The following is a 12,819-nucleotide window of genomic DNA, read 5'->3' as shown; positions in this document are numbered from 1 at the left end:
GCTGATATGACGGAGTGAATCGCGAGGAGCCCATCCCTTCGCAGAGGCTGATGATGGTTTTATGAAGCTGCAAGCCACACCGAGCGGCTATCTCAGGATCGCTTCAAGCTCGGAAATGGTCGGAAATGCCTTTCTTGTTCCATGTCTTGAGACGGTGATGGCTGCGGCTGCAACTGCGTGTTCGATGGCTAATCTGTCTAGGCGCTGCCCGCGCAGCGCGCAGGATGCAAGTGCTGCGGCCATGAAGGTATCGCCTGCGCCCGTTGTATCCACAACATCGCAGACCTGGGCGGGCACTTCGATACTATCGTGCCGGTTCACGAGCGTCGCGCCGTCGCCGCCCAGCGTCAGGACGATTTCGCGCAGCCCCCGGCTCAGAAGATATTCGGCAGCATCCCTGCCCGTCGTTCCCGTGAGGGCCTGCGCCTCGCCCTTGTTCAGGAAGGCGATGTCGATCAGATCCCAGAGATCGGAGAAATAGGAGCGCACCGGCGAGGGATTGAAGGCGGTGACCATGCCGATCGCTCTCGCATGTTCGAGAATGTCGCGCGTCGTCCGGTCGGAGAGGTTGCCCTGCAGCATCATCAGATCGCCGGAGCCCGCCGTCGAGAGGATACGCCTGACATCGGAGAGGGACAGGCTTTGCGCCGATTGCGTCGTCGTGACGATGGCATTTTCGCCGCCCGGCAGCCGGAAGATGATCGAGACGTCGCTCGATGCATCTTCCATTTCGATCAGTTCGCTCCGAAGCGGCTCGTCCGCGAGGTAATGGCGTATCGTATCGGCCCTCGCATCCCTGCCGACGGGCGCCACCAGCGTTGTCGGAACGCCGCAGCGAGCCATGACGACAGCCTGGTTCGTGCCCTTGCCGCCGAGATCGCTACCCCCGGCATTGCCCAGGATGGAGGCGCCGATGAAGGGAAGTTCCGAAACGGCGATGGTTTCGTCGATGGCGACGTTACCGATTATGTAGGCGCGCATGCATCCGCTTTCGCAAGGTGAGGCTAAAGGTAAGGCGCATCGTGAAAATCGACCTCGAGCTGCATCGCCCGGCCGAAGATCGCGCTGAGCCGCGCTTTTTCATCCTCTTCCAGCGTTTCTCCTGTCATGTCGAGTTCATTCTTCAGCCATTGCGCCTGGGCGGCGAAGTTCGGATCGACATGCAGGTCGACCCATTCTTTCAAGAGCGGATCGCTGATCGGGCGGTTGGCTGCTTCCTTCGACCAGGTCCAATACATCCACTCGGCCGCAAACATCGCCGCGACCGTGTCGAGGAAACCGCCTTGGCGGGCGATCTCCAACATGCCGGTGCGAAAGGCCTCGACCTCGGCGATGCCGGTATCGAAGGACGAGGGATCGATGCCGCGGCTGGCGAAGGTGCGCTCGAAATAGGCGATTTGCTCGTTGGCGAGCGCATCGAGAACCGCGATCAGCCAACGCTTCTGCATCATCGTCTTGGCGGTCGCCGCCGCATAGGCGAAGATCGAGATGGCGCTGTCGACGAAGGCCCCTTCATAGACGAGATAACGTTCGAAAGCCGCCTTGCTCAGCCTGTCGTTCTTGACGTCCTCGACGAAGCGGTGGCTCAGCATCGTCCGGAAGACAGCATCGTTCTCGCGCAGGATGCGGGCCGAAAGGCTCTCTGCCGCCATGCTCAGCCCTCCAGTCCCGGTTCAGCCGCCGCCCGGAAGGCGCGCACCCGCTCGACGTCGACCGGGTTCCACCAGACGCCGCCGTGCTTCAACGAAGACGCAACGATGACGCCGTTGGTGCGGGCGAGAATATCGACGATATTGTCCTTGTTGACGCCGGAGCCGACGAGCAGCGGCAGGTGTGTCGCCGCACCGATCTCCTCGATTTCTTCCATCGTTGCCGAATTGCCGGTTCGCTGGCCGGTGGCGATGACGCCGTCGGCATCGAAGAAGGCGAGATCGCGCGTCAGCTCCTGGATCGAGCGGTCGGCGACGATGGCGTGGCTGCCATGCTTGACGTGGCTGTCGGCAAAGACCTTGATGTGCTCGGCCCTCAACAGCGAGCGGTAGCGCATGGCCTCGGCCGCCCTGCCCTCCATGAAGCCTTCATTGGCGACATAGGCATTGGCCCATTGATTGACGCGGATGAATTTGGCGCCACCCGCCATGGCAATGGCGAAGGCTGGAATCGGTGCGTTGGCCAGCACGTTGACACCAAGCGGAATGCCGGCGGCGCGCGCGATCCGGTCGGTGACGATGGACATGAAGCCGGTCGTCTCGGGGCCGATATCCTCGGGCTTCGAAAACGGCACATCGCCGTGATTTTCGATGATCAGCCCATGCAGGCCGCCTTCCACGCAAGCTTCGGCGTCGCGCATACACGCGTCGTAGATCGCATCCATCGCAGCCCCCCGGTAGCGCGGCGCGCCCGGAAAGGCCGGGCAATGGATCATGCCGATCAGAACCTTGTCCCTGCCGAAGATATCCCTGATGGCGTTGGACGGCCTGTCCGAAATTTCCTGCATGTCATTCCCTTTCCAATTCCTGCCGCGCGCTGAAATCACGCCTGCTTTTCGGTGAGCCAGCCGAGGATGTTCTTCCAGAGCCGGCCATAGCCTTCCCATTCGCAGAACGCGGGCGAGAGCCAGTGCGGGCCGATATCGGACGTCCAGGCTGCCGTCCGCCCAGTGCCGTACGTGCCGACGACGAGCAGCGGATGGCCGCCCTGATCCTCCGGCAGGCGCGCGACGATCTCGACATCGGCACGGTCTCGCACTTCGACCTCGTTAACGCCGAGAAGCACCGGCCAGGCGCCTTCGAGACCCTGCATCGTCGGATGCTCCGGCTTCACGACCTCAGCAACGGTGCCCTCGGGAATTTCGACGCGGTCGTCATACGGCAGGCAGGTGACGGGCAGCGTGTCTTCGACGGGGGTGCGCCGCCAGCGCGCCTTGCCGTCGATGCCCTGGAAGGAGAAGTAGCCGCCGACCATCAGCAGGCCGCCGCCCTTCTCCACCCACGCCTTCAGAAGCTTCAGGCGGTTCGGCACGGTGCGCGAATGCAGCCACACATCCGGTGGCAGCAGCAGCGAGTTGGCGCCGATATCGGAGAGAATGATGGCGTCATAGGCGTCGAGCCCGGCCATCTCGAAGGGGAATTTCTCCACTGCCTCGTGCGCCGGCATATAGGTGAGCTCGAAGGCGCTGCCGGCGAGCGCCTTGACCAGCGGTTCGGCGCCGAGATGGAAGGTGACGCTGCCGAACTGGTCGAAGCCTTTGTAATGCGTGGCGGAGCTGACCCAGCTCTCGCCGACAAGGAGGATTTTTTTTGTCATGGTCTGCGGTACCTGTGATCGATTGAATTGATGGAGCTAAGCTCCGGCATGAAAGACGCGGCGCGGATTGCTGCGCATCATTTCGTCGAGAACCGTCCTGTCGAGGCCGTGCCGCTGAAGACGGGGAAGGAAGTGGCGGAGGATATAGGCGTAGCCATTGCCGCCGTAATGCGTCAGCATCATCTTCAGAAAGACGTCGTGCGACAGAAGAATCCGGTCGAGATAACCGGCCTCGACGAGACGCACGATCGCACGCGCCGCCTCCTCGTCGCTCGGGCATTGCACCTGCTGGTCGGCATAGAAGAAATCCATGCCGATCATGTCGTATTCGATGAAGGCGCCACGCTCCGCCAGCTCGCTCTGGTAGGCGATGTCGTCATGCGACGGATTCATATGGCAAAGCACGGTGTGGCGGAGATCCGCCCCCTCCTCCGCCACCACGTCGAGCACGCGGTGGCCGAGACGGAACCAGCCCGGCAGATGCACCATCAGCGGAAGCCCGGTCAGCACCTGTGCGCGTGCCGCACCGCGCAGCGACTTCTCCTCCTCAGCGGTGAAATCCGAGGAGACGCCGATCTCGCCGATCAGGCCGATCCTGACGCCGGTGCCGTCGACCCCTTCCCTCGCCTCGCGGACGATTTCACCCGCGATCTCGTCGACGCTCATCGCGGCGACGCCTTCAGGATGTGAGGAGCCGAGGTAATAACCCGCCCCCATCACGATGTTGAGACCGGATGCTTTCGAGATGCGCTGGAGTGCCAGGGGATCACGGCCGATGCCCTTGCAGGTCGGTTCCACCACGGTGCGCCCGCCCGCCGCGGCGAAATCCTTGAGTTCTGTCACTGCCAGATGTTCGTCATCCAGCGTGATATTGTGCTTGTTGACGAAGGGGTCCTGCCGGAGTTCGCCGAGGATCTCCATGCAGACGAAGCTTTCGGCGAGATATTGCCGTTCCGGCGTCTTCGGCGCATGCCACCAGCAGCGGCAGTCGTTGAGGATATGCTCGTGCATCAGCGTCACGCCGAGTGCATCCGCCGAGATGGAGCCGGTAACGGTCATCACCTTGCCGGAGCGGACATGGGCTTCGGACAGGCTTTCTGTTGTCTGCTCGCTCATCGCTTCATCCTTTCCTGCCCAGCCGGAAATGGAAATTGGCCGTGAAGATGCGCGTATTCAGCCAGATGGCGACGAGGATGATGGCGCCGGTGACGATCTGGGTGAAGAACGGCGATATGTGCATCAGGATCAGGCCGTTGCCGATTACGGCGATGGTCAGCGTGCCAAGCACGGTGCCGAGGATGGTGCCGCGTCCGCCCATCAGCGACGTTCCGCCGAGCACCACGGCGGCGATTACCTGCAGCTCGAAACCGACGGCGGCATTGGACGAACCGGAGCCGAGGCGAGCGGCGATCAGCAGGCCGGCGACGGCGCAGGCGACGCCGGAGATGATATAGACCGAGGCGATGATCCATTTGGCGGGCATGCCGACGCGCCGCGCCGCCTCTGCATTAGAGCCGACCGCCACGACCTGCCGGCCATATTTGGTCGCGGTGATGACGACATAGCCGAGAATGGCGATGGCGACGGCAATGACCGCTGGGATCGGGAAGCTGAGGATTTCGCCCCGACCGAGCGCGAAGAAGCCCGGCGCATCCTTGATCGGAATCGAATAGCCCTGGGTCAGATAGAGCGCCAGGCCGCGCAGGATCGAGAGGCCGGCAAGCGTGACGATGAAGGCCGGGATGCCCTGATAGGCGGTAAACCAGCCCTGCACCAGCCCCATGAAGCCGCCGAGCACGATCATGCCGATGACGACCGACGGCCAGGGAACACCCATCGCCATGATGATCGCCGCAACCGCATTGACGAGCGCGACCTGCGATCCGACCGAAAGATCGATGCCGCCGGTGATGATGACGAAGGTCATGGCGATGGCGACGATCAGGATGGGAGCGGCTTGGCGCACGATGTTCAGGATGTTGCCGAGCGTGAAGAAGGTTTCGCTGCCGATCGAGAAGAAAATCATGCAGGCGAGGAAGAAAATGGCGATCGACAGGACCTGTGCGTGTTCACCGAAGAAATCGGCGACGCGCGAGCCGTGGCCGCGTTCCGTATAAGCCGTCATTGCCTGGCTCCTTCACCGACGATCAGCCTGACGAGATCTTCGAGATTGGTGCTGCCGATCTGCCGTTCGGCCACCTTCGTGCCCTCGTACATCACCGCAATGCGGTCACAGACCCGGAAGAGATCCTGCAGCCGGTGGGTGATGAGGATCACCGAAACCCCATTTGCCTTGACGCGGTTGATCAGGGCCAGAACCGCCTCGACCTCGGCGACGGCAAGTGCCGACGTCGGCTCATCCATGATCAGCACCTTCGGCTTGAAGGAGGCGGCGCGTGCGATCGCGATCGCCTGACGCTGCCCGCCGGAAAGCTGGGCGACCTTCCCGGTCAGCCTCGGGATGCGGATCTCAAGCGAATCCAGCATCTTGCGGGCTTCCGCCAGCATCGTCCTGGTGTCGAGAAACGGCCCGCGACTGAGTTCGCGGCCGAGGAAGAGATTGCCGACGACATCGATATGGTCGCAGAGGCTGAGATCCTGGAACACCATTTCAATATTTCTGCCACGCGCGTCCGCGGGGCCGGAGAAGCGAACCTCCTCACCTTCCATGGTGATGGTGCCGGCATCGGGAATGTAGGTTCCCGAGATGATCTTCGTCAGCGTCGATTTGCCGGCGGCGTTATCGCCGACGAGGCCCAGGCATTCGCCGGGGAAGATGTCGAGATCGACGCCGCGCAACGCCTGGTGCGAACCGAAAGACTTGCGGATGCCGCGCAGCGAGATGCGCGGGTCGGATCGGGTGCCGCCGGATGTGCCGGTTCCGGAGGGTGCGCCCCCTCCGGAACCGGCGGCAGCGATGTCATGCTGTCCGCTTTCGATCATTTGAAGACGGCCCGGTATGGCTCGACATTCTCCTTGGTCACGATGGTGATCGGCACCGAGATCGTCTTGGTGACGGCTTCGCCGGCCGAGGCCTTGACGAGCGCGTCGACGGCGGCACCGCCCATTGCGGCCGGATCCTGCTGGACGACGGCGACGACGAAGCCGGCATCGATGCCGGCAATGGCTTCGGCAGTCAGATCCCAGCCGAACACCTTGATCTTATCCTGCTTGCCCTGGCTCTGGACGGCGGCGATCGCTCCCATCAGGGCCGGCTCGCCGGTGGCGTAGATCGCGGTCAGGTCAGGATTGGCGGTGATCAGGTTTTCGGCCGCCGCAAGGGCGTTGTCCTGGATGTTCTGCCCGTCGACGACGCCGGCCATTTCAATGCCGTCAACGCCTTTCAGGGTCTTCTCGAAGCCGTCCTGGCGGATGTTCTGAATGAACGAGTTCAGCGCGCCGACAACGCCGAGCTTGGCCTTGCCGCCCATGTTCGCCTTGACGTAGTCGAGGAAGTATTTGCCCATGTCGGCGCCGGCCGCGGCATTGTCCACGCCGATCTGCGCCTTCTGCGGACCATCAGGCAGGATGGCGTCGATGGCGACGACGGGAATGCCGGCATCGGCCGCCTGCTTGACCGCCGGCATGATGCCGTTGACGTCGATCGCCACGACGGCAAGCCCGGAGACCTTTTCCTGGACGTAGGTTTCGATGGCGCTGTTTTGCGCCGTCGTCTCGTTGTTGGCGTTGAAGATCACCAGCTTGACGCCGGCAGCATCGGCCGCCTTCTGGGCGCCCTCATTCATCTGGTTGAAGAAAAGCGCCTGCTGGTTGATCTGCACCAGTGCGACCGTCTTCTTTTCCTGCGCCTCAGCGCTGGACAGGCCGATGAAGGTCAATGCCGTAAAGCCGGCGGCTGCGATCATCGTTCGTCTTGTCAAATTCAGTGTCATGTTCTCATCCTCTTTTGGTTTTTTGACGTTGCTGATTATTATTTCGCAGGCGGCGCAACGGAGTTCCGCACCACGATTTCGACAGGCACCAGTTCCTCCGAAGCGGATGGTTTCCACTCGTGCCAATTGGTTTCCAGAAGCAGTTCCAGCGATCGCCGGCCGATCTGGCGCACCGGCTGGCGGATCGCCGTCAGCGGCGGCGCAAAAAGATGAAGCGGGCCGACATCGTCGAAGCCGATGACCGAGATGTCGCCGGGGATCGAGACGCCCCGGCTGCCGAAGACCTCGACGAGCCCGATGGCGATCTCGTCGGAGCTGGCGAAGATCGCCGTCGCCTCTCGGTCTCCGGCGAGATATTCGAGCGCCGCCGCACGGCCGTATTCGATGGTATACTCGCCGGCATAGCGGTCGGCCCGGGCTTCCTCGCCATGCCGCTCCCTCAGCGCCTTCAGCAGGCCGTCATAACGCCTGCGGGCGCTGATCATGCGCTCGTCGCCGCCGATGAAGAGGACGTGGCGATGGCCTTGCTCGGCCAGGTGCTGGCCGGCGAGATAACCGCCCTGCTCATTGTCGCAGAACAGCTTCGGCGCCTTCGAATCCGGAATGTCCTCATCGACGATGATGACCTTGCCGCTGCCGTTGATGAGGGCAGCGAGCGCACCGTCGTCGGGATGGTTGGTGACGAAGATCAGGCCGTCGACGTGATTGCGCTCGATCAGTTGCAGATATTCGATCTCGCGCCCCGGCCGGTTGAGCGTGGCGTGCAACGAGACCGCAAGCTTCTTTTCATCGGCCGCCTGCTCGACGGCGGCGACAAGGGTCGCGAAGAAAGGGTTGGCGATATCGGGCACGACGAGGCCGATCGTGTCCGAGCGCCCCCTGCTTAAGCGACGCGCATGCGGGTTCGGCCGGTAGTTCAGCGTCTTGATCGCATCCTCGATGCGCTTCTTGGTCTGAAAGGGAAGATCGAGGCTTCCGTTGACGAAACGCGACACTGTCGTGACCGACACGTTGGCCGCGGCTGCAACATCCTTCAGACTTGGTGTCGTTCCCTTGGCCATTGATTGGACCTATTGTAAAGCGGTTTAGTAAAGCGCTTTACAAGACAATATCGATTGCTCGCCGTTGTCAACAGCGATGAATGTGCAGGATCTATTTTTCTTGCCGATCGAAGCTCGACTGGCAGGCCGTCAGGCGATCGTCGGCTCGAGCTTGTCGCGCAGCCAGTCGCCGGCGATGCTTGCGAGATCTGGCTCGACGGTGTCACCCGGTTCGATTTTGACAATAGCAAGCCGACGGGCCGCGGCCTTTATATGGCGTGGTCGGTCGAGGCGTCGAAGAGATGGATCTGGTCGGGATCGACCGAAAGTCCGATCATGTCTCCTGCCTTGACCCTGTCGCGGCGCGTCTCGACGATCGTCAGTTCCGGCTGGGTCTCCGCGACGATGAAGGTCGAGGAGCCGGTCGATTCGACAAATGCAATCGGCACATCGAAGCTGCCATGTCCGGGCTCGACGACGCCGATATGTTCCGGACGGATGCCGGCGACGAGCTTACGTCCGGGCTCGATGGCACGGGTGATCGCAAGCGTCTGCTTCATCGCGCCGAAGTCCAGGATCAGGCTCTTGCCGTCTTCCGCGGCCATCGCGGGAATGAAATTCATGGCCGGCGAGCCAATGAAACCGGCAACGAACCGGTTTGCCGGCCGGTCGTAGAGGTCGAGCGGCGCGCCCTGCTGTTCGATGACGCCATCGCGCATCACCACCACATGGTCGGCCATCGTCATCGCCTCGATCTGGTCATGGGTGACATACACCGAGGTGGCGCCCAGCCGGTCGTGCAGGGCGCGGATTTCCTTGCGCATCGAGACACGGAGCGCTGCATCAAGGTTGGAAAGCGGCTCGTCGAACAGGAAGGCCTGGGGGTTGCGGATGATGGCGCGGCCCATGGCTACACGCTGCCGTTGGCCTCCCGAAAGCTGGCGCGGATAACGGTCGAGCAGCCGGGAAAGACCGGTGATGACAGCGACTTCCTCGGCTTTCTGCTTTGCCTCAGCCTTGGGGACGCCGTGCATTTTCAGCGAATAGGTCAGGTTCTGTTCCACCGTCATATGCGGATACAGGGCGTAACTTTGAAAAACCATGGCGATATTGCGCGCCCGCGGCGGCACGTCGTTCATCACCTCGCCGGCAATCTTCAGCGTGCCGCCGGTAATTTTTTCCAGCCCGGCAAGCGAGCGGAGCAACGTGGACTTGCCGCATCCGGACGGACCGACCAGCGCGACGAACGTGCCCTTGGGAATTGAAAGGTTGACATTCTTAAGCGCGTGAAAGGCGCCGTAGTGCTTCTCGATGCCCAAGAGTTCGATCTGGATGTCCTGGCTCATGCCGAAAACCTTGCTGGTCCCCAACCGGGACCGATGAGATGGCCAAGGGTGAAAAATGTCGTCATTTGACTGCTCCGGCGGCGATGCCGCGCGTTAGCGTGCGTTGGAAGATCAAGAAGAAGATCACGGTCGGTATTATACCCAGGAAAGCCGCCGAGGCCTGCAGCACCGGGTCCGACATATTCTGACCGCGGGTGAGGCCCATGGCGACCGAGACCGTCTGGTTGTTATTGGACACCAGCATGACGAGCGGGATCAAGAATTCGTTCCAAGTCCAGATGAAAAAGAAGGTTCCCAGGACCATGAGTGTCGGCCGCAGTACTGGGACGACTACGAACCAGAGCGTTTTCCAGTGGGTCGAACCATCCATCTCGGCCGCTTCGAGGATTTCCTTGGGAAATGTACTCAGCACGGTCGATAGCAGGTAAGTCCCGAAAGCGCTTTGCAGGACCGCGAAAATGATGATCACGGAAAGCTGCGTATCGTAGAGACCGCTCGCTTTGGCCATGTAGTATAGCGGGTAAATGATCGACTCCTGCGGCACCATAATGCCCAGAAGAAAGACCACCAAAATCACGCGCGAACCCGGCACCTTGCCGACCCCAATCGCATATGCGTTGAACAGGCTTATCAGCACCCCCAACACTGACACAGCGAGACTGATCACCACGCTGTTGAGCAGCTTGCGGCTGAAATCAGACACCGTCCAGAATTTCTCGATCGCGGTGAGATCGATCGACCGGGGAATCGATAGCGGTCCGCCAACCGCGTATTCGGCACTGGCCTTGACGGCGTTGAGCAGAGCAAGGAAAAAGGGAAAGAGCGTAAAGGCGAGGAGTAGAATAAGGATGGCCAGCACCACCCACCGCATGGGATCGCGTCGCGCGCGATCGGCTGCCGCCGTCGCCTTTGTCTTGGTCGTAACATCGCTGAGAACTGAGTAAGCCATGATCTACTCCTTCGACTCCTGCTGGCTCTGGAAGCGTAGGAAAATGACAGCCAACGCAATCGTCAGAGTCGTTTGCACGACCGCGATGGCCGCGGCATAGCCGACGCGCTGTGTTGTGAAGAAGTGGTAGTAAGTCAGATAGGATGGCACGAGGGTGGCATTGTCGGGGCCGCCGGCGGTGATGACAAAGATTGGCGCAAAGACTTTAAGCGCTGCGATCAGCGTGGTCAGCACAACGACGAAAATCTCCGGCGCCAGAAGTGGAATGGTGATCGTCACAAACCGGCTCCACCAGTTTGCCCCATCGAGCTCCGCAGCCTCGTAGAGAGAAGGGTCGATACGCGAAAGACCGGCCATGAAAACCACCAGACAGTAGCCGACCTGTATCCAGACAATGACGAGCGAGACGGCAGCAAGCGCGTATGTCGCATCGCCGATCCAGTTCTGTGCGAAATTACCCAGGCCGATGGCCTTTAGCGTGATGTTGATGACACCGACGGGATTCAGAATCCAGCCCCAGAGAACGCCCGCGACCGTTACGGGCAGAATCTGCGGTAAGTAAAAACCGGCCCTGAAAAAGCTCGATACCCATTCACCGAATTGGTCCCTGACATAGTCGAACAGCAGAGCGGCCAACACCAGGCCGATGCACACCGGTATGACGGTCATCGAAACGATGAACAGCAGCGTGTGATACATCGATCCCCAGAATTGATCATCCGTCAGCAGGCGATGATAGTTCTGCAGGCCGACCGGTCGTGGCGTTCCGACGCCTTTCCATGCCGTGAAGCTCAGCCCGAGATTAGCAAGCTGCGGTATGAGTACGATTAGAATGAAGCCGATCGTCCCCGGAATGAGATAGAGGCTATAGCTTCGTGAACCGTCGCTCGATCGCTGGCTGGATATGGCCATATCATTCTTCCTTCAGCCTCGCATGCTGGGCTGCGCCTTGGGCGCAGCCCAGCATTCAAGGTCGCGCTACTGATTTTCCTGCGTGTCGTCGTAAACCTGCTTGATCTGTTCCACGAACTGCTCCGCAGTAAGACTGCCCTGGAAGAGACCGGTGTCTTTCTGGTTGAGCACGTCGTAGTAGCCGGGAACCGGCCAGTCAGGATAGAAACCGAGGCCGCTTTTGTCAGAGATCTGCTTGAAAACCGCTGCGGCGTTCTTACCGATGGGGTTGGTGATGACGGAAAGATCAGCGGCGATCGGCACGCCGCCGGCATTGCCGAGTTCAGCTTGGTATTTCGGCGACAAGGTCAGGCTGATCCACTCGGCGGCGAGATCGGGATTCTTGCTACCCTTGGGAACGACCCAGAGATTGCCTGTCGAGCCGACCGAATATTTCGGCGTCGGAATGACGAACTGACCCCACTTGAAGTCCTTGATGGTCGAGGCGAAGGTGCCGAGATTCCAAGTGCCCGAGACGTACATCGGCGCCTTGCCGGAGGTGAAGAGCAGAGCCGCGTCCGGGTCCTTCATGCCCGTGGAGTCCTTGTTGATGTAGCCCTTTTTGACCCAGTCGAGCAATGTCTGCGCCGCATAGAGGTAGGGCGCGCCGTCGAGGGGAGCCTTCAAACCCTGATAATTCTGGACCCAGGCGTCATCGGCCTTGGTATAGGCTAGAGAGGCTAGCAAGTGCTGGCCACTGGTGTCGATGGCGCCGAGCGCGAGAGGTGTGAGACCCTTCTGCTTGAAGGCTTCCATGTCAGCGACCCACTCTTCGAGCGTCGTCGGCGGCTTGAGGCCTGCCTTTTCGAACATGTCAATATTGTAGAAGCACGAAACATATTCGCCGAAGACCGAAACGCCCCAAACAGGGCCGGAGCCATAGATGCCCTTTTCGTCATAACGGCTAAGGACAAGATCGCCTTCGTTAAGGATCTTGTCCCAGCCTTCCTTCTTCACATAGTCATCCAGATTGGTCAGTAATCCCTGGCTTGCAACCAAGCCAGCGGTCGCATTGCCCTTGTTGTACTCGAGCACGTCGGGGGCCTGATCGGAATTGAGGATCATGCCGCCTGAGGCCTGCAACTGCTGAAAGGTCTTCTGCTCGAAGCTGACGTTGATGTCCGGATGTTTCGCCTTGAACTCCTCGAGCGCTTTCTTCCAGACAATGCCCTGAGCCGTGGTCGGCTCCTCGAACCACCAAATCTTGAAGGTCTTCTGTTCGGCATGGCCGACCGAAGTCATCAGCATCGCCGTGCCGAGTGCTAGCGCAAGTCTTGCAATTCTTTTCATGCTTTCCTCCCAAAAAAGCGGCTGCGCCGCGAAAAGACCCAAGT

General features: G+C 60.8%; 13 protein-coding genes. All 13 read right to left on the bottom strand.

Going from position 1 to position 12,819, the window contains the following annotated elements; all coding sequences use genetic code 11:
* Window positions 1–87: 87 nt before the first annotated feature.
* The gene (locus tag C3Y91_RS01240) at window positions 88–981 is read right to left on the bottom strand and encodes a ribokinase (RefSeq protein WP_130815058.1); all 894 of its coding nucleotides are present in this window, start codon (window positions 979–981) and stop codon (window positions 88–90) included.
* Window positions 982–1,004: 23 nt separating this feature from the next.
* On the bottom strand, window positions 1,005–1,652 hold the full coding sequence (locus C3Y91_RS01235; protein WP_024320149.1) for a TenA family protein: 648 nt from the start codon (window positions 1,650–1,652) through the stop codon (window positions 1,005–1,007).
* Window positions 1,653–1,654: 2 nt separating this feature from the next.
* Window positions 1,655–2,497 (bottom strand): BtpA/SgcQ family protein, encoded by an 843-nt coding sequence (locus C3Y91_RS01230; RefSeq protein ID WP_018069364.1) that lies wholly within the window; start codon window positions 2,495–2,497, stop codon window positions 1,655–1,657.
* Between the two features lie 35 nt (window positions 2,498–2,532).
* Entirely contained in the window at window positions 2,533–3,306 is a 774-nt protein-coding gene (locus C3Y91_RS01225) for a glutamine amidotransferase (protein WP_018069363.1), read from the bottom strand.
* Between the two features lie 36 nt (window positions 3,307–3,342).
* A complete protein-coding gene (locus C3Y91_RS01220) occupies window positions 3,343–4,422 on the bottom strand; it encodes a phosphotriesterase family protein (protein ID WP_027688775.1) in 1,080 nt (359 codons plus the stop codon).
* Window positions 4,423–4,426: 4 nt separating this feature from the next.
* Entirely contained in the window at window positions 4,427–5,431 is a 1,005-nt protein-coding gene (locus C3Y91_RS01215; protein ID WP_018069361.1) for an ABC transporter permease, read from the bottom strand.
* Window positions 5,428–6,249: an ATP-binding cassette domain-containing protein gene (locus tag C3Y91_RS01210; protein WP_130792202.1), complete on the bottom strand. Its 822-nt coding sequence runs from the start codon at window positions 6,247–6,249 to the stop codon at window positions 5,428–5,430. Before C3Y91_RS01210 ends, C3Y91_RS01215 begins: the two co-directional genes overlap by 4 nt.
* Window positions 6,246–7,199, bottom strand: coding sequence for an ABC transporter substrate-binding protein (locus C3Y91_RS01205; RefSeq protein WP_018069359.1), 954 nt, complete (start codon window positions 7,197–7,199; stop codon window positions 6,246–6,248). Before C3Y91_RS01205 ends, C3Y91_RS01210 begins: the two co-directional genes overlap by 4 nt.
* 38 nt (window positions 7,200–7,237) lie before the next feature.
* The gene (locus C3Y91_RS01200; protein ID WP_018069358.1) at window positions 7,238–8,260 is read right to left on the bottom strand and encodes a LacI family DNA-binding transcriptional regulator; all 1,023 of its coding nucleotides are present in this window, start codon (window positions 8,258–8,260) and stop codon (window positions 7,238–7,240) included.
* A gap of 248 nt (window positions 8,261–8,508) precedes the next feature.
* On the bottom strand, window positions 8,509–9,585 hold the full coding sequence (locus C3Y91_RS01195; protein ID WP_130770005.1) for an ABC transporter ATP-binding protein: 1,077 nt from the start codon (window positions 9,583–9,585) through the stop codon (window positions 8,509–8,511).
* A gap of 61 nt (window positions 9,586–9,646) precedes the next feature.
* Window positions 9,647–10,534, bottom strand: a complete 888-nt coding sequence (locus tag C3Y91_RS01190; RefSeq protein WP_018069356.1) for a carbohydrate ABC transporter permease — start codon at window positions 10,532–10,534, stop codon at window positions 9,647–9,649.
* Window positions 10,535–10,537: 3 nt separating this feature from the next.
* Window positions 10,538–11,446, bottom strand: a complete 909-nt coding sequence (locus tag C3Y91_RS01185; RefSeq protein WP_024320141.1) for a carbohydrate ABC transporter permease — start codon at window positions 11,444–11,446, stop codon at window positions 10,538–10,540.
* A 66-nt stretch (window positions 11,447–11,512) separates the two neighbouring features.
* Entirely contained in the window at window positions 11,513–12,775 is a 1,263-nt protein-coding gene (locus C3Y91_RS01180; RefSeq protein ID WP_075223681.1) for an ABC transporter substrate-binding protein, read from the bottom strand.
* Window positions 12,776–12,819 lie beyond the last annotated feature (44 nt).

Origin of the sequence: Rhizobium ruizarguesonis (assembly GCF_012349115.1) — a bacterium.
Classification (GTDB): Bacteria; Pseudomonadota; Alphaproteobacteria; order Rhizobiales; family Rhizobiaceae; genus Rhizobium; species Rhizobium ruizarguesonis.
The sequence above is the reverse complement of the archived record's forward strand: the minus strand, read 5'-3'. Positions and strand labels throughout refer to the sequence as shown.